This is a genomic window from Cellulomonas algicola, assembly GCF_019024305.1.
In the GTDB taxonomy this organism is placed as follows: domain Bacteria; phylum Actinomycetota; class Actinomycetes; order Actinomycetales; family Cellulomonadaceae; genus Cellulomonas; species Cellulomonas algicola.
In genome coordinates, this window is sequence record NZ_JAHKSJ010000010.1 from 17,138 (window position 1) to 33,715 (window position 16,578).

General features: G+C 74.8%; 17 protein-coding genes. 1 reads left to right on the plus strand and 16 read right to left on the minus strand.

Annotated features, from left to right (window positions below; genetic code table 11):
* Positions 1-115 precede the first annotated feature (115 nt).
* Together tsf and rpsB are read right to left on the minus strand one after the other, a co-directional pair.
* Positions 116-961, minus strand: a complete 846-nt coding sequence (gene tsf, locus KOV94_RS09245) for a translation elongation factor Ts (RefSeq protein WP_124343702.1) — start codon at positions 959-961, stop codon at positions 116-118.
* 43 nt (positions 962-1,004) lie between these two features.
* Positions 1,005-2,015 carry a 30S ribosomal protein S2 gene (rpsB, locus tag KOV94_RS09250; RefSeq protein ID WP_124343703.1) on the minus strand — a complete coding sequence of 337 codons (1,011 nt, stop codon included), beginning with the start codon at positions 2,013-2,015 and terminating at the stop codon, positions 1,005-1,007.
* Positions 2,016-2,554: 539 nt separating this feature from the next.
* Here rpsB and KOV94_RS09255 point away from each other — a divergent pair.
* On the plus strand, positions 2,555-3,085 hold the full coding sequence (locus KOV94_RS09255; protein WP_218051875.1) for a M23 family metallopeptidase: 531 nt from the start codon (positions 2,555-2,557) through the stop codon (positions 3,083-3,085).
* Between the two features lie 248 nt (positions 3,086-3,333).
* Here the strand turns inward: KOV94_RS09255 and whiG are convergent, their stop codons facing one another.
* The 14 genes from whiG to ffh form a co-directional block, all read right to left on the minus strand.
* Positions 3,334-4,233 (minus strand): RNA polymerase sigma factor WhiG, encoded by a 900-nt coding sequence (gene whiG, locus KOV94_RS09260; RefSeq protein ID WP_124343940.1) that lies wholly within the window; start codon positions 4,231-4,233, stop codon positions 3,334-3,336.
* Positions 4,234-5,080: 847 nt separating this feature from the next.
* Positions 5,081-6,007, minus strand: a complete 927-nt coding sequence (gene dprA, locus KOV94_RS09265; RefSeq protein WP_235843521.1) for a DNA-processing protein DprA — start codon at positions 6,005-6,007, stop codon at positions 5,081-5,083.
* Positions 6,008-6,339: 332 nt separating this feature from the next.
* Complete coding sequence (locus KOV94_RS09270) at positions 6,340-7,863, minus strand: YifB family Mg chelatase-like AAA ATPase (RefSeq protein WP_218051877.1); 1,524 nt, start codon at positions 7,861-7,863, stop codon at positions 6,340-6,342.
* The gene (locus KOV94_RS09275) at positions 7,864-8,220 is read right to left on the minus strand and encodes a YraN family protein (protein WP_124343943.1); all 357 of its coding nucleotides are present in this window, start codon (positions 8,218-8,220) and stop codon (positions 7,864-7,866) included.
* 327 nt (positions 8,221-8,547) lie between these two features.
* On the minus strand, positions 8,548-8,871 hold the full coding sequence (locus KOV94_RS09280) for a DUF2469 domain-containing protein (protein WP_124343921.1): 324 nt from the start codon (positions 8,869-8,871) through the stop codon (positions 8,548-8,550).
* Between the two features lie 69 nt (positions 8,872-8,940).
* The gene (rnhB, locus tag KOV94_RS09285) at positions 8,941-9,768 is read right to left on the minus strand and encodes a ribonuclease HII (RefSeq protein ID WP_124343922.1); all 828 of its coding nucleotides are present in this window, start codon (positions 9,766-9,768) and stop codon (positions 8,941-8,943) included.
* Positions 9,765-10,607 (minus strand): signal peptidase I, encoded by an 843-nt coding sequence (gene lepB / locus KOV94_RS09290; RefSeq protein WP_308160464.1) that lies wholly within the window; start codon positions 10,605-10,607, stop codon positions 9,765-9,767. The genes rnhB and lepB overlap by 4 nt, the downstream gene beginning before the upstream one ends.
* A 218-nt stretch (positions 10,608-10,825) precedes the next feature.
* Positions 10,826-11,188 carry a 50S ribosomal protein L19 gene (rplS, locus tag KOV94_RS09295; protein ID WP_124343923.1) on the minus strand — a complete coding sequence of 121 codons (363 nt, stop codon included), beginning with the start codon at positions 11,186-11,188 and terminating at the stop codon, positions 10,826-10,828.
* Positions 11,189-11,406: 218 nt separating this feature from the next.
* Entirely contained in the window at positions 11,407-12,222 is an 816-nt protein-coding gene (gene trmD, locus KOV94_RS09300; RefSeq protein ID WP_124343924.1) for a tRNA (guanosine(37)-N1)-methyltransferase TrmD, read from the minus strand.
* A 1-nt stretch (position 12,223) separates the two neighbouring features.
* Positions 12,224-12,808, minus strand: coding sequence for a ribosome maturation factor RimM (gene rimM, locus KOV94_RS09305; RefSeq protein WP_124343925.1), 585 nt, complete (start codon positions 12,806-12,808; stop codon positions 12,224-12,226).
* A gap of 165 nt (positions 12,809-12,973) precedes the next feature.
* Entirely contained in the window at positions 12,974-13,213 is a 240-nt protein-coding gene (locus KOV94_RS09310; protein WP_124343926.1) for an RNA-binding protein, read from the minus strand.
* Positions 13,213-13,644: a 30S ribosomal protein S16 gene (gene rpsP, locus KOV94_RS09315; protein ID WP_124343927.1), complete on the minus strand. Its 432-nt coding sequence runs from the start codon at positions 13,642-13,644 to the stop codon at positions 13,213-13,215. Before rpsP ends, KOV94_RS09310 begins: the two co-directional genes overlap by 1 nt.
* Before the next feature lie 226 nt (positions 13,645-13,870).
* Entirely contained in the window at positions 13,871-14,971 is a 1,101-nt protein-coding gene (locus tag KOV94_RS09320; RefSeq protein ID WP_218051878.1) for an amidohydrolase family protein, read from the minus strand.
* Positions 14,972-14,975: 4 nt separating this feature from the next.
* Positions 14,976-16,577 carry a signal recognition particle protein gene (gene ffh, locus KOV94_RS09325; protein WP_124343929.1) on the minus strand — a complete coding sequence of 534 codons (1,602 nt, stop codon included), beginning with the start codon at positions 16,575-16,577 and terminating at the stop codon, positions 14,976-14,978.
* Between the last annotated feature and the right edge of the window lies 1 nt (position 16,578).

A 16,578-nucleotide genomic window follows, 5' to 3' on the forward strand; every position in this document is an offset into this window, starting at 1 on the left:
CCGGGTGTCGGGCAGGCGCGGCGACCGCGGGCCTTCTCGGCGGCAGGTCGTGGGGCGCCCCGTGCGACGGTGGCCCCGACCCTTGCGGGCCGGGGCCACCGTCGATCACATGGGGTCAGGCTCCCACGCGGTAGCGCACGAAGCCGGTGAGCGTGCCGCCGGCCTCGGTGAGGACCTGGCCGACCGACTTCTTCGGGTCCTTCGCGAACGCCTGGTCGAGCAGCACGTTCTCCTTGAAGAAGCCGTTGAGGCGGCCCTCGACGATCTTCGGCAGCGCGGCCTCGGGCTTGCCCTCGGTGCGAGCCGTCTCCTCGGCGATGCGACGCTCGTTCTCGACCGTCTCCGCCGGGACCTCGTCGCGCGTCAGGTACGACGGCGAGAAGGCGGCGATGTGGGTCGCGACGTCACGGGCGACCGAGGCACCGGCCGCGTCCGTGGCGACGAGGACGCCGACCTGCGGGGGCAGGTCCTTGTTGACCTTGTGCAGGTAGACCTCGACGTGCTCGCCGGCCACGCGGGCCAGACGGCGCACGACGACGCGCTCACCCAGGGTGGCGGCCGTCTCGTCGACGATCGACTGCACGCTCGAGCCGTCGACCTCGGTCGCGAGCAGCGCGTCCGCGTCGCGGGCGGCCGAGTCGACCGCCGCCGCGAGGACGCGGTCGGCCAGCGCGACGAAGTTCGGGCTCTTCGCCACGAAGTCCGTCTCCGAGTTGACCTCGACGAGCACGCCCGTCTGGCCCTCGCCGTCCGCCGTCGGACCGACGTGCGCCGCGACGAGGCCGTCGGAGGCCGAGCGGCCCTCGCGCTTGCCGACGCCCTTGAGGCCCTTCACGCGGATGATCTCGAGCGCCTTGTCCGAGTCGCCCTCGGCCTCCTCGAGCGCCTTCTTGACGTCGAGCATGCCCGCGCCGGTCTTCTCGCGCAGCGCCTTGATGTCAGCGAGCGAGTAGTTCGCCATCAGTGTTCCGTTCTGGTCGAAGGGGTGTGCAGGAGGACGCGCGTCAGTGGGACGCCGCGTCGCCCTCGGCCGGGGCGGCCTCGTCGCCGGCGGCGGCCGGGCTGGCCTCGTCGCCCTCGGCGGGAGCGGCCGCGGCGGCCTCGACGGTCTCCGCGGCCTCGGCGGCCGCAGCGGCCTCCTCAGCCGGGGCGTCCGTCGTCACGACGTCGGCAGCGGTCGGCGCGTCGGCCTGCACGGCGGCCGGCGCAGCGGCGGACGAGCCGGACTGCAGGTCGGCCTCGGCACCGGCGAGGAGCTCACGCTCCCACTCGGCGAGCGGCTCGGCGTCGGCCTCGGCACCCTCCGCGGCGGCGGTGCGGCCCGAGTGGCGCTTGAGCAGGCCGTCGGCGGCGGCGTCCGCGATCACGCGGGTGAGCAGCTGGACGGCGCGGATCGCGTCGTCGTTGCCCGGGATCGGGTAGTCGACGACGTCCGGGTCGCAGTTCGTGTCGAGGATCGCGACGACCGGGATGCCGAGCTTGCGCGCCTCGTCGACCGCGAGGTGCTCCTTGTTCGTGTCGACGATCCACACGGCCGAGGGGACCTTGGCCATGTCACGGATGCCGCCGAGGGTCTTGCTGAGCTTGTCCTTCTCGCGACGCAGGACGAGCAGCTCCTTCTTCGTCAGGCCCGAGGCCGCGACGTCGTCGAAGTCGATCTGCTCGAGCTCCTTGAGGCGCTGCAGGCGCTTGTGGACCGTCGAGAAGTTGGTGAGCATGCCACCCAGCCAGCGCTGGTTGACGTACGGCATGCCGACGCGCGCGGCCTGCTCGGCGACGGGCTCCTGCGCCTGCTTCTTGGTGCCGACGAAGAGGATCGAGCCACCGTGGGCGACGGTCTGGCTGACGAAGTCGTACGCGCGGTCGATGTAGGACAGCGACTGCTGCAGGTCGACGATGTAGATGCCGTTGCGCTCGGTGAAGATGAAGCGCTTCATCTTGGGGTTCCAGCGGCGGGTCTGGTGCCCGAAGTGGACACCGCTCTCGAGCAGCTGGCGCATGGTCACGACGGCCATGGCACGTCCTTCCGGCGCGCACCGGCCGGTGCGCGCGACTGGGCGGGGCCGCCGCGGCGGCCCCGCCCAGTCGCGCGCACCGGCCGGTGCGCGCGACTGGGCGGGGCCGCCGCGGCGCCCCCGCGTCTCGGTTGTCGGCTCCGACACCAGGTCGGGGCCCCTGGCACCACGTCAGGGGCTGCGCCGCGGACCCCCGACGAGCGGGACGTCCTGCGGACCGGTGCAGCGCCCGACCCCGGTCGAGGTCCGCGAGGCGGACGACGAGGCGGGTCGGTGGTGCGCGATGTCGACCGGCACGGACCGGTCGCAGGGGAAGTCTAGCCGACGTCGGGCCGTGCCCCGTCCGGCGCCCCCGCGACCCGTCCCCAGCCCGGAGCCGACCGCGCCTGTCCACCGTCGCGGCCTGATCCCGGCGCGACGGTCACGGTCCGCGCCACGCTCGGCACGTGTCCAGCTTCTCGCTCCCCCGTCGACGCGTCCCTCGTCCGCCGACCCACGGCGGCACGTCGTCCCGCCGTCGGGCGCGGCTTCCCGCCCGCGTGGTCTCGACCCTGGTCACGCTCGGCACCGTCACCACGCTCGTGTCCGCATCGGCGCTCCCCGCGCCGGTGTCCGCATCGACGGCGGGCACCGGCGCGCCGGACGTCCGACGACCGGTGGCCCGCTACGTCTGGCCGCTCGAGCCGCCCGTCGCCGTCACGGCCCCGTTCGAGGCCCCGCCCGCCCCCTGGGCGGCCGGGCACCGCGGCGTCGACCTGCGCGCGGCGCCCGGCACGGTCGTGCGGGCACCGGCGCCGGGCGTCGTGACGTTCGTCGGCGTCGTCGCGGGCCGCGGCGTCGTGACGCTGACGCACGACGACGGGCTGCGCTCCTCCGTGGAACCGGTCACCCCGGTGGTGGCGACGGGGGGTCGCGTCGCAGCCGGCGACCCCGTCGGCACGGTGAGCCCGGACGGCGGCCACTGCGCGGCGGACGCGTGCCTGCACTGGGGTGTGCGACGGGGCGACGTCTACCTCGACCCGGTCGCCCTCGTCGACGGCGGGCCGATCGTGCTCCTGCCCACGCGGTGACCCGCCCGCGGCCCGTCCGCCGGTCCCCGGCACCCGCGTGGCACGTCCGCTCGCCGGAAGCAGAGCGGGCACGTCCGATCGACGACGCCCGCATCCGCAGGGCGCGCCCGCCTGTCCCGTCGATGCCGACGTGAGCGGCGAGCGTCCGTCGGGTCCGGTCGACGCCGACACGCGCAGCGCGTCCGCTCGACGAGGCGGACGCGCCCTGGGACGAGGCGATCTCGGCCTCGCCGGGTGGTGCGGGGTCGTCAGGCCTGCTCGGCCTCGACGAGGCGGGTGCGCAGCCGCAGCATGGCCGCGGTGTGCATCTGCGAGATGCGCGACTCGGTCACGCCCAGGACTCGGCCGATCTCGGCGAGCGTCATGCCCTCGTAGTAGTAGAGGACGACGACCATGCGCTCACGGTCGGTCAGCTGCTCGATCGCGCGGGCCAGGAGGTACTTCGTCTCCGCCGCGTCGAGCGAGCCGGCCGGGTCCTCGGTGCGCTCGTCGCCGAGGGTGTCGACGAGGCTGACGCCCGCCTGACGGTCCTCGCCGCCGCCGAGCAGCTCGTCGAGCGCCGCGATGTTCACGGTCGACAGCTGGGAGAACGTCTGGCGCAGCTCCGACACCGCGATCTCGAGGTGCGCCGCGACCTCCGACTCCGTGGGCGCCCGGTGCAGCTTCGCCTCGAGCTCGGCGTACGCACGGTCGACGGAACGGGCCTTCGTCCGCACCGAGCGCGGGACCCAGTCCATCGCCCGGAGCTCGTCGATGATCGCGCCGCGGATGCGGGAGGACGCGTACGACTCGAACTTCACGGCACGACCGGTCTCGTACTTCTCGATCGCGTCGATGAGCCCGAACATCCCGTACGACACGAGGTCGGCCTGCTCGACCGTGCTCGGCAGGCGCATGCCGACGCGGCCCGCGACAGCGGACACGAGCGGGGCGTAGTGCAGGATCAGCTGCTCGCGCGCCGCGCGGCTGCCGGTCGACTTGTAGTCGTCCCACGCCTCGGCGATGAGCGGCTCGACGACCGGGGCCGACGCGACGTCGACGTCCTCGACGGGTGCCGGCGCCGCGGTGCGGGGGCTCGGGATCACGCCGACCGGCGCGGTGCCGACGAACCGCAGACGGGACGGCGCTGCGTCCAGTGCACTCGTCATCGAGGTACTCCGTTCGTGCGTGCGCGGCCGGGCGCGCATGAGGGGGCCGAGCACTCCGGCTGGACCATGGAGGGGGTGGTCGCGCGCTGCGTGGCCGCCGTGCGCACGGCGCCGACGACGCCCCCGTTCCCGACGGCCACGTCCGGACGGACACGACCCGAGAAAGGACCGGAGACATTCATCGGAAATGCCGAGAACGAGGCGTCGGCGCGGGGGCCGCGGTGCCCCCGGGGAGCCGTCGTCTCGTTCATGGCCCCTACGGTGACGGGAAACACACGCGCCGAACAAGCCGCAACTTCACTCCTCCGGCGCAGTCGCGGGCGATTGTGGACGCATTGTCTGAATCGATGTCCGATTCGACCGTCCCCCGTGACGAAATTCACCCGGCGGGTCCTGTGCAGTTCCGGCGCGGTGGGAACTCCTGCGGCTCGTCGCTCGTCTAGTTGCCTCGCGCACCTGTCACTCGCTGCGGCTGCGCACGTGTCACCGCGCTCCGGTCGCACGTGTCACCGCGGACCGGACGCGCAGGGGTGATCCGCGCCCGCGCGCACGGGCGTCCCGCCGTCCCGTACGCGCCGCCGGCTCCCCCACGCCACGTGCGTCCCGCCGTCCCGAACGCGTGGCCCGCTCCCCCACGCCACGTGCGTCGAGCAGTGCCCGTACGTGTTGCCCGCCCCCACGCCACGGGCGTCCAGCCGTCCCGCACGTGTCGACCGGTACGCCCCGCAACGCGCGTCCCTGCGTCCCCCACGGGGTGACGCCGTCCTCCGCACCGCGTCCGTGAGTCGTCGCGCAACCGCCGGATGCTCGCTACGCCGGTGGCCCAGCTCCTCCGCAGCGCGGCGTGTCAGGGCCGTGCGCGGCGCCATCCCGCGCCCTCGCGGCGGACGAGACCGTCGAGCTCGAGCAGCCCCAGCGCGGCGTGCGCCTCCGCGAGGCTGACCCCTGCGGCGACGGCGAGCGCGCCGGGCTCGAGCGCGCGGCGCGACGGTGCGGCCTCCAGAACACGGCGGACGTGCTCGGGCAGGCCGTCTCCGGGACGGGTCGGGACGTCGGACGGGTCGGCTGCCGGGCCGTCCAGGCCGGCGAGCTCGAGCACCTCCGCGGTGTCCGTCACGCAGACCGCGACTCCGGACCGCAGCAGCCGGTGACACCCGGCCGACGCGACGGACGTCACGGGTCCAGGCACCGCACCGACGGGCCGGAGCAGGGTCGACGCGTGGTACGCCGTGCTGATCGCACCGGACCGCCACGCTGCCTCGACGACGACTGTCGCGGTCGCGAGGCCCGCGATGAGCCGGTTGCGCTGCAGGAAGCGGACGCGTGTCGGGACCGAGCCGACCGGGACCTCGGAGACGACCGTCCCACCGTCGGCGACGACCGCTTCGAGCAGCCGCGCGTTGCCCCGTGGGTAGGCCCGGTCGACGCCACCGGCGAGCACGACGACCGTGCGGCCGGACCCGGCGAGCGCCCCCCGGTGCGCGGCGGCGTCGATCCCGAAGGCACCCCCGGACACGACCGTGACGGCACGCGCGGCGAGGCCGGCCGCGAGGTCGTGCGCGACGCGCTCCCCGTAGGTGGTCGCCGCACGTGCACCCACCACCGCGACGCCGCGCGCGCCGGTCCGCGCGAGGTCAGCAGCGCCACGCACCCAGAGCCCGAACGGAGCCGCAGGCCCGAGCGCGTCGAGGGCCTCCGGCCACCCGTCGTCCCCCGGCACGAGGAACCCGCCACCCAGTCCGTCGAGCGCGCCGAGCAGCGCACCGCCGTCCACCGTCGACGCTCGCGGTGCCCATCGAGCGAGCGCTCGGGCAAGACGGGCGCGACCCGGGCCCTCCTCCCGCTGGCCGACGGGCCGACCGTCGTGGTCACCGCCCTCCCGGTCGTCGGCTCGCCCACGCGGCGCTGTCGCGTCCCGTCCGTCGCCTGCGTCCAGCACCAGCCCCGCTGCGCCTGCACCGTCCGGGCTCGCGCGCAGGGCGAGTCTCACACGGTCCCAGGCCTCGGCCGCGCCGAACGTCGACACGAGCGCGCCGGCGACCGCATCGCCGGGCTCCACGAGCGCGCTCCACGTCGCCCGAGCCCGGCGCTCCCGCTCCGAGACGCTCATGCGCCGTGCCCCCGCGTCCGCAGCAGCAGCGCGCGGCCGACGTCGGCCCGGCTCGGCGAGGCCCGACCGTCCAGGTCGGCGAGCGTCCAGGCGACCCGGACCACGCGGTCGACGCCTCGAAGGCTCAGCGTGCCGCGCTCGAGGGCACGGTCGAGGTCGGAGACGACGGCACGGTCGGAGCCGAGGCGTTCGCGCAGCCAGGAGCCCGGCACGTCGGCGTTCGTCCGCCACGGGGTGCCGGCCAGACGCTCCGCCTGCGCCGCCCGCGCATCGGTCACGCGTCGGGCGACGACCGCGGTCGCGTCGCCGGCGGCTCCGCCGGGCCGGGTCGGGGGCAGCTCGACCTGGAGGTCGACGCGGTCGAGCAACGGCCCGGAGAGCCGGGCGAAGTACCGGCGCCGCTGCTCGCTGCGGCACGTGCAGTCGAGGCCCTTGCCGACCGCGCGACCGCAGGGGCAGGGGTTGGCGGCGAGCACGAGCTGGAAGCGTGCCGGGTAGCGCGCGGCGCCGGCGGCCCGGTGCAGGACGAGCTCGCCGTGCTCGAGGGGCTGCCGCAAGGTCTGCAGCACCGCCGTCGTGAACTCGGGCGCCTCGTCGAGGAAGAGCACGCCGCGATGGGCGCGCGACGCCGCGCCGGGTCGCGGGACGCCGGAGCCGCCGCCGACCACGCTCGCCGGCGTCGCCGTGTGGTGCGGGTCCTCGAACGGCGGGCGGGTCAGCAGCCCCGCGCCGGGGTCGAACGTGCCCGCGATCGGGTGCACCGACGTCACCTCGACCGCGGCGCGCTCGTCGAGGTCGGGCAGCAGGCCCGGGAGGCGCGACGCGAGCATCGTCTTGCCCGTCCCGGGCGGGCCGACCATCAGGAGGTGGTGCCCGCCGGCCGCGGCGACCTCCAGCGCGTGCCGCGCGTCCTCCTGCCCCAGGACGTCCGCGAGGTCGAGGTCACGAGCGGTGCGCGCGGTCCCGGACACGAGCCCGTCGACGGGTGGCAGGTCGGGGACCGGGACGTCTGCGCCGTACCCGGCGGCGACCTCGGCGAGCGTGGTCGCCCCGACGACCCGCGCACCGGGCACGAGCCGCGCCTCGGCGACGTTGCCGGCCGGGACGACGACCCGCGCGTGACCGGCGGCGACCGCCGCCGCCACGGCCGGCAGGACGCCACGCACGGGGCGCAGGCGGCCGTCGAGCCCCAGCTCGCCGACGTGGACGAGACCGTGCACGCGGTCGGCGTCGACGAGCCCGGCACCGGCGAGCGTGGCGACCGCGATCGCGAGGTCGAACGCGGACCCGGACTTCGGCAGGGTCGCCGGCGAGAGGTTCACGGTGATCCGGCGGTTCGGCCACGCGAGCCCGCTGGACGTCACCGCAGCCCGGACCCGGTCGCGCGCCTCCGCGAGCGACGCGTCGGGGAGACCGACGAGGGTGAACGCCGGGAGCGACGGCGCGAGGTGCGCCTCGACGTCCACGACGTGGGCGGCCAGGCCGACGAGGGCGACGGCCAGGGTGCGGCCGAGGGTCACTCAGACCACCCCCACGAGGTGCTCGACCTGCGCGGCCCCGCGGGCGGGGACGAGCACGCACACGACGTCGACGCGGACGGAGGCCGGGCGGACGTCGTGCGCGGCGAGCCAGCGCGCGGCGAGCCGCCGGATCCGGGCGAGCTTGCGCGCGGTCACCGCCTCGGCGGGCGACCCGTACGTCGTCGACCGTCGGGTCTTGACCTCGACCACCACGAGCTCCGTGCCGTCGAGCGCCACGAGGTCGAGCTCGCCGTCGGAGCACCGCCAGTTGCGCTCGAGCACCTGCCAGCCGCGCTCGCGCACGTGCGCCGCCGCCACGTCCTCGCCGTACCGTCCCACCGCGTCCTTCGCACGCACCGGACCACCTCCGGAGGCAGCCTCGCGGCGGCCGAAGGGGGTGCACGCAGCCGTCCGGCCGACCCGTGGACGCGCGCCGCACCTGGCGGGCTGTGGACGGTTCGCGCTCGCGTCGACGACGCGCAGTCGTCCTGGGCGGTACTGGGGGCTCGACGCGCGCGGGGCGGACGCGTCGTGCGTCAGCGCGGCGCGGGGCGAACGCGTCGTCCGTCAGCGCGGCGGCGGAGGCGTCGCGCGTCAGCGCGGCGGCGGAGGCCCCGCAGCGCCGGCGGCGCGGCAAGGTCCTCCCGCGTCGCCCGCACTCCGGGAAGCGTGTCCCGCGGTGCGTCAGCGCGGGAAGGCTGTCCCGCCGCCGAGGTCGAGCTCGGTCTTCGCGAGCTCCTCGACGTTGACGTCCTTGAACGTCACGACGCGCACGGACTTCACGAACCGCGCGGACCGGTAGACGTCCCACACCCACGCGTCGGCGAGGCTCAGCTCGAAGTAGACCTCGCCGGCGGCGGACCGCACCTGCAGGTCGACGTGGTTGGCCAGGTAGAACCGCCGCTCGGTCTCGACGACGTACGAGAAGAGCCCCACGACGTCCCGGTACTCGCGGTACAGCGCGAGCTCCATGTCGGTCTCGTAGTTCTCCAGGTCCTCGGCGCTCACGCGTCCATCATCCCCCATGCCCACGGGCGGCACGCCACCGCGACCCGCCGCGGGCCCCGGTCGTCCCGGTCAGTCCGGATCGACGAGCGACGCGTGCACGGCCTCCGGCAGGCCGAACGCGTCGAGCGGCACGAGCGGCTCGAGGTCCGCGACCTCGGCGCCCAGGACGCCCTCCGTCGCGGTCGGCAGTCGCCACGACCGGCGGTGCAGGACGCACGGCCCGAGCGTGCGCAGCGCGTCCAGGTGGTCCGGCGACGAGTAGCCCTTGTTCTCGTCCCAGCGGTAGTCCGGGTGCTGCGCGGCGAGCTCGACCATCATCGCGTCGCGCTCGCACTTGGCCAGCACGGACGCCGCGGCCACGGTCGCGCACGAGCGGTCGGCCTTGACGCGCGTGAGCACGCGCGGCGTCGGCGGGACCTCGGCCTCGACGGCCGCGAAGAGGTCCTGCTGGGTCGGGCCGGACAGCCAGTCGTGCGAGCCGTCCAGCAGCACGACGTCGACGGGTCCGATCTGGGTGCGTACCTCGGCGAGCGCTCGCGTCCCGGCGAGCCGCAGCGCGGCGATGATCCCGACCGCGTCGATCTCGGCCGCGCTCGCGTGACCGACGGCCCGCGCGAGCCCCCAGCGCCGCAGCGCGGGCAGCAGCGCCGTGCGCGCGAGGGGCGTGAGCAGCTTGGAGTCGGCCACCCCGCGGGGCGCCGACCGCGTCGCGGCGTCGACGACGACCACCCCGACGCTCACGGGTCCCGCGAGCGAGCCGCGGCCGACCTCGTCCATGCCTGCGACGAGCCGCGCGCCCTCCCGCAGCAGCACGCGCTCGTGCCGGAGGTGCGGTCCGCTGCGCGCCTTCACGCCCCTCGCGGCACGAGGCGCGGCGGTGGCGAGGTCCGCGGTCACGACGGGTCCGGGACGTCCTCGAACGTCGCCGACGGGTTGCGCAGCAGCCCGGCGCGGTCGAGCGGCCACACGGTCACGAACGCGACGCCCACGACGTTCTTGATCGGCACGGCGCCGCCGCCCGGCTTCGCCATGTTGAACCGCGAGTCGAGCGAGCGCTGCCGGTTGTCGCCCATGACCCACAACGACTCGGGTGCGACCGTGACGTCGAACGGCACGTCGCTCGGGATCGCGCCGGGCGCGACGTACGGTTCGTCGATCGCGACGCCGTTCACCGTCAAGGGCCCGCCCGCGACGCACGCGTCGTCGCACACGACGTGGTCTCCGGGCAGCCCGATCACACGCTTGACCAGGTGCTCGCCCGCGTCCTGGGGGTACAGGCCGATGAACGTGAGGACGTCCCGCACGACCTTGTTGACGCCCGTCGGCGCGACCTCCCCGGCGCCGTTGAGCCAGCCGCCCGGGTCCTTGAACACGACGATGTCGCCGCGCCGCAGGTCGAACGGACCCGGGGTCAGCTTGCTGACGAGGATCCGGTCGTCCTCGATGAGCGTGTCGTGCATCGAGGGGCTGGGGATGAAGAACGCCTGGATGAGGAACGTCTTGACGACGAGCGACAGCGCGAGGGCGCTGACGAGGATGATGACGGTCTCGCGGAGCATCGACAGCGCGCCGTTGCGCTGGCGCTTCGCGACGTGCCGGTTCCGGCGCGAGCGCCGGTCGTCGGGGGCGTCGTCGCCCTGCGCGTGGTCGTCGGTGGGCGGGGGCACGAGGCCCTCCCGCGGCCAGGGGGTGCGCCGGGGCTGCTCGTGGACTCCCTCGGCGGGACGGTCGATCACCCGCACACTCTCGCACGCCGCAGGGCCGTTCGTGTACCTGACCACGACACGGTCACGGGGCTTCTGTGACCCGGCTGTGAGGGGTCGGTGCAGGCGCCCGTGACGGGTGCGGGGACGCGTACGGGAGGGCGGGGCGGCGACCGTCGGGCGAGGGTGCGGAGACGCCGACGGGCGGCCACCCCGGAGGGTGACCGCCCGTCGTGGAGCGTCGAGCAGGCTCAGCCCTTCGACGGCACGCTCTCGCGCTTCTCCTTGATCTTGGCCTTCTTGCCGCGCAGGCCACGCAGGTAGTACAGCTTCGCGCGACGGACGTCACCGCGGGTGACGACCTCGATCGACTCGAGCGACGGGGAGTGCACCGGGAAGGTGCGCTCGACGCCGACCTGGAAGCTGATCTTGCGGACCGTGAACGTCTCACGGACGCCGGCGCCCTGGCGGGCGATGACGACACCCTGGAACGCCTGGACGCGCGAGCGGTTGCCCTCGACGACCTTGACGTTGACCTTGACGGTGTCACCGGGGCGGAAGTCCGGGACGTCGTTGCGCAGCGAGGCTGCGTCGAGCTGGTCGAGCGTGTGCATGTGTGCCGCTTCCCCGCCCTGCCACAGGTCAGGAACGTTCTCGTGGGCGCCCCGGCCGCGAGGGGCGGGCGCCTGCGATGGTCTGGTTCCGGTGCGTCCGGGGCCGAGCGATCGGCGGTTCCCGGCTGGCCGTGGGCCGTCTCCCCTGTGGCAGAGACGCGACCTGCGCGCACCAGCGGACAAGTCTGCCACAGCGGCACCCGCCCGCGGTAATCGCGTCAGGCGTCGGCGCGCGCCGGACCGTCGGTCGCGCCGGAACCGGTCACCTGCGGCTCCGCGGAACCGGGCGACCACCCCGTCGCCTGCAGCGTCGCGCGGTCGTGCGCGTCGAGCTGGTCGGGGGCGAGCGCGTCGAGCAGGTCGGGACGCCGTGCCGCCGTGCGGACGAGCGCCTGGTCACGCCGCCAGCGCGCGATGCGGCCGTGGTGCCCGGACAGCAGCACCTCCGGCACGTCGAGCTCGGCCCAGGTCGGCGGCTTCGTGTAGACGGGGTACTCGAGCAGCCCGGCGGCGCCGTGCGACTCCTCGACGAGCGACTCCGGGTTCCCCACGACGCCCGGGAGCAGGCGGGCGACGGCCTCGACCAGCACGAGCGCCGCGACCTCCCCGCCGTTGAGCACGTAGTCGCCCAGGGAGAACTCGCTGACCGTCACGCCGGAGCGGGTCGCGTAGTGCTCGGCCACGCGTGCGTCGATGCCCTCGTACCGCCCGCACGCGACGACGAGGTGCGTCTCGGTCGCGAGGCGCTCGGCGGTCCGCTGCGTGAAGCGCGTGCCCGACGGGGTCGGCAGCAGCAGGTGCGAGCCCTCGTCGAGCAGGTCGTCGAGCGCCCTCCCCCACACGTCGGGCCGCATCACCATGCCCGCACCACCGCCGAACGGGGTGTCGTCGACGGTGCGGTGGCGGTCCGACGTCCAGTCGCGCAGGTCGTGCACGCGCAGGTCCAAGAGCCCGGCGGTGCGCGCCTTGCCGACGAGCGAGAGGTCGAGCGGCGCGAGGTAGTCGGGGAAGATCGTGACGACGTCGACGCGCACGTCAGGCCTCGTCGTCCACGCCGTCGCGCGTGCCTGCGGCGCCGTCGCCCCGCGTCTCGTCGGACACCACGAGGTTGGCGGCGTCCGACGCGAGAAGCCCGCCCGGCGGGTCGAGCACGACGCGTCCGCCGGCGACGTCGACCACCGGGACGATCGCCCGGACGAACGGCACGAGCGTCCGGGCGCCGTCGGTCTCCCGGACCACCAGGACGTCGTGCGCGGGCGCGTGCTCGAGACCGACGACCTCGCCGAGGACCCGGCCGTCGACGTGCTCGGCCCGCAGGCCGGCGAGCTCGTGCGGGTACCAGGCGTCCTCGTCGTCGTCGGAGTCGTCCGCGTCGACGACGAGCGTCACCCCGGTCAGCCCTTCCGCGGCGGTGCGGTCGGACGCCTCGGCGAACGTCACGTACCAGCGGCCCTGCTGCACGCGCGTCCGCACGACGGTGAGCGGGCCGGCCGACGCGGGCTCGGTGGTGAGCACCGCTCCCGCGGCGAGCCGGTCCTCGGGCGCGTCGGTGCGCAGGTCGAGCGCGACCTCGCCGCGCAGGCCGTGCGCACGTCCGATCCGCGCGACGGTCAGCAGCATGGGAGTTCCTCCGAGGGATACGGCGTGGATCGGGCGCCCGGTTCCGGGCGGGCGACGACGGCAGGGCGACGACGGGCAGGCACGGCACAGGCCCGGTCCCCAGGTTAGGGGACCGGGCCTGTCGAGCCGTCGGGCAGCCGCCGTGACGGCGTGCCCGGGGGCGGGTCAGCGGCGGTCGACGTCCACGACGTCGACGCGCACCGCGCCGTCCGGGGACAGCGCCCCGACGACGGTGCGCAGCGCACGGGCGGTGCGTCCGCCGCGACCGATGACGCGTCCGAGGTCGTCCGGGTGGACCCGGACCTCGAGGAGCTCGCCGCGCCGCAGGGACGAGGCGCTCACGCGCACGTCGTCCGGGTGGTCGACGATCCCGCGCACCAGGTGCTCGAGCGCGTCGGCGAGCATCAGGCCTGCTCGTCCTCGGCGGCGGGCGCCTCGTCGGCCGGGGCCTCGGCAACGGCGGCCTTCTTCTCCGACGCCGTCGCCTTGACCTTCTCGGCGTCAGCGGCGGCGGCCTCGATCGCGGCCTTCGGGTCGGCCTTGTCGCCCTTGGTCCGCAGGGTGCCCTCGGCGCCCGGCAGGCCCTTGAACTTCTGCCAGTCGCCGGTGACCTTGAGGAGCGCGAGGACCTGCTCGGTCGGCTGCGCGCCGACGCCGAGCCAGTACTGCGCGCGGTCCGAGGTGATCTCGATGAACGAGGGCTCCTCGGTCGGGTGGTACTTGCCGATCTCCTCGATGACGCGGCCGTCGCGCTTGGTGCGCGAGTCCGCGACGACGATGCGGTAGTACGGCGCCCGGATCTTGCCGAGACGCTTGAGACGGATCTTCGTGGCCACGGTGTGGTCTTCTCCTGGATCTGCTGGGGTGGCCTCGAGGCGCTGCCCGTGGGGTGGGGCGCCGTCCGGCCGAGGACACGACGACAGCAGGTAGAGGGGCTGCAGCCATCGGGTACAGCCGACCATTGTGCCAGACGTCGCACCGTGCTCCCAAGCCGGTCGGCTGCGTGCGACGACGGCCGTCCGACGGGCCGTCCACGGAGGCCGTCGTCGACGTCCGCGCCGGTCAGCGCACCCGCTGCCCGCGCAGGACCACGGCGGCCGGGTCGGCGAGCACGCGCACGTCGTCCCTCGGGTCGGAGGTGTAGACGACCAGGTCGGCCGACGCGCCCTCGCTCAGCCCGTCGGCGCCCAGCCAGGCACGGGTCCGCCAGCTCGCAGCCGCGACCACGTCCCGGTCGGGGATGCCGGCGCGCGCCATCTCCGTCGCCTCCTCGGCGATCCGGCCGTGCCCGATCGTGCCGCCCGCGTCCGTGCCGACGAGCACGCGCACGCCCGCGTCGTGCAGGTCGCGCACGTGGTCGTACCGCCGCTCCCCCATCGCGCGCATGCGCGCAGCGAACAGCGGATAGCGCTCGGCGCCCTGGGCGGCGATCGCCGGGAACTGCGCGACCTGCAGGAGCGTCGCGGTGACGGGGATGCCGGCGGCGGCGATGCGCTCGACGTGCTCGGGGGACGCGCCGGTCGCGTGCTCGAGGCAGTCGACGCCCGCGTCGAGCAGGTCGTCGAGCGACTCGGTCGCGAACGTGTGGGCGGTGACGCGCGCACCGGCGTCGTGCGCGGCGGCGACCGCCTCGGCCAGCACGTCGCGCGGCCAGAGCGGTCGCAGGTCGCCGTCGGCGCCGAGGTCGCGGTCGATCCAGTCGGCGACGAGCTTGACCCAGCCGTCGCCGCGCGCGGCCTCCTCGCGGACCGCGGCGGGCAGCTCGTCCACGGTCGCGAGCTCGCGGCCGTAGTGGCGCAGGTAGCGCTTGGGACGGGCGAGGTGCCGGCCGGCGCGGATCAGCCGCGGCAGGTCGTCGCGCGCGTGCACCCAGCCGGTGTCGGCGGGCGAGCCCGCGTCGCGCACCAGCAGAACGCCCGCGTCGCGGTCGGCCAGCGCCTGCTTCTCCGCGGTGCCGTCGTCGACAGGCCCGTCGGACGCGAGCCCGATGTGGCAGTGCACGTCGACGAGGCCGGGCAGCACCCACCCGTCGAGCGTCGCCGTGGGCGACGCGGCAGGACGGGAGAACGTCACGCGTCCGCCGACGACCCACGCCTCCCCGACCTCGCGGTCGTCGTCGAGCACGACGGTCCCGCGCAGGTGCAGCACCTCGCCGGCCGTCATGGCGTCAGCGGCCGAGGAAACGGTCCAGCCCGGCGGGGAGCTGCAGGTCCGCCGGGTCGACGTCCTGCTGCGCGGCCGGCTGGCCGAGCCCGAAGGCCGAGCCGGTCGCCGCCGGCGTCGCGGGGCCGCGCTCGAGCGCCGCCCGCTCCTGCGCGGCACGCTTCGCGGGGTTCCCCGACTTGCCCTTGACCTTCCGCGCGGGAGCCGCGGTCTTGCCCCGCGACTTCTTGCCGCCCATGCCCGGCAGGTTGCCCATCCCCGGCATGCCCGGCATGCCGCCGCCCTTGGCCATCTGGCGCATCATCTTCTGCGCGCCGTCGAACCGCTCGACGAGCTGGTTGATGTCGGTCGGCGTGGTGCCCGAACCGCGCGCGATGCGGGCGCGGCGCGAGCCGTTGATGATCTTCGGGTTCTGCCGCTCGGCGGGCGTCATCGAGCGGATGATCGCCTCGATGCGGTCGACCTCGCGCTCGTCGAAGCTGTCGAGGGCCTCCCGCATCTGGCCCATGCCGGGGAGCATCCCGAACATGTTCTTGAGCGGGCCCATCTTGCGCAGCTGCTGCATCTGCACGAGGAAGTCCTCGAGCGTGAAGTCCTCGCCGCTGACGAGCTTGCCGGCCATCTTCTCGGCCTGCTCGGCGTCGAACGCCTTCTCGGCCTGCTCGATGAGCGTGAGCACGTCACCCATGTCGAGGATGCGCGAGGCCATGCGGTCGGGGTGGAAGACCTCGAAGTCCGTGAGCTTCTCACCCGTGGAGGCGAACAGGATCGGTCGGCCCGTCACCGACGCGACGGACAGCGCGGCACCACCGCGCGCGTCGCCGTCGAGCTTGGACAGCACGACGCCCGTGAAGCCGACGCCGTCCGCGAAGGCCTGCGCGGTCGCGACCGCGTCCTGGCCGATCATCGCGTCGATGACGAAGAGGATCTCGTCGGGCTCGACCGCGTCGCGGATGTCGGAGGCCTGCTGCATGAGCTCGGCGTCGACGCCGAGGCGGCCCGCGGTGTCGACGATGAGCACGTCGTGCTGGCGGGTGCGCGCGGTCTCGAGGCCCTGGCGGGCGACCGACACCGGGTCCGCGCCGGCGGGCAGGTAGTCGTCGGAGCCCTGGTTGCCGGGGTGCGGCGCGTACACCGGCACGCCGGCGCGCTCCCCCACGACCTGGAGCTGCGTGACCGCGTTGGGGCGCTGGAGGTCCGCCGCGACGAGCAGCGGCGTGTGGCCCTGGTTCTTGAGGTGCAGCGCGAGCTTGCCCGCGAGGGTCGTCTTGCCCGCACCCTGCAGACCCGCGAGCAGGATGACGGTCGGCGGACGCTTGGCGTACGCGAGCGGCCGGTTCTGGCCGCCGAGGATCGACACGAGCTCGTCGTTGACGATCTTGACGACCTGCTGCGCCGGGTTGAGCGCCTGCGACACCTCGACGGACAGCGCGCGCTCGCGCACGGCCCCCGTGAAGGACCGCACGACCGGCACGGCGACGTCCGCGTCGAGCAGCGCGCGGCGGATCTCGCGCACGGTCGCGTCGATGTCCGCCTCGGACAGACGGCCCTTGGTGCGCAGGTTCTTGAAGGTCGACGTCAGTCGGTCGGACAGGGTGGCGAACACC

Coding starts and splice junctions, on each gene's coding strand:
- tsf (WP_124343702.1), bottom strand. CDS start 961: ATGGCGAACTACTCGCTCGCTGACATCAAGGCGCTGCGCGAGAAGACC.
- rpsB (WP_124343703.1), bottom strand. CDS start 2,015: ATGGCCGTCGTGACCATGCGCCAGCTGCTCGAGAGCGGTGTCCACTTC.
- whiG (WP_124343940.1), bottom strand. CDS start 4,233: ATGACGAGTGCACTGGACGCAGCGCCGTCCCGTCTGCGGTTCGTCGGC.
- rplS (WP_124343923.1), bottom strand. CDS start 11,188: ATGCACACGCTCGACCAGCTCGACGCAGCCTCGCTGCGCAACGACGTC.
- rimM (WP_124343925.1), bottom strand. CDS start 12,808: ATGCTGCTGACCGTCGCGCGGATCGGACGTGCGCACGGCCTGCGCGGC.
- KOV94_RS09310 (WP_124343926.1), bottom strand. CDS start 13,213: ATGCTCGCCGACGCGCTCGAGCACCTGGTGCGCGGGATCGTCGACCAC.
- KOV94_RS09320 (WP_218051878.1), bottom strand. CDS start 14,971: ATGACGGCCGGCGAGGTGCTGCACCTGCGCGGGACCGTCGTGCTCGAC.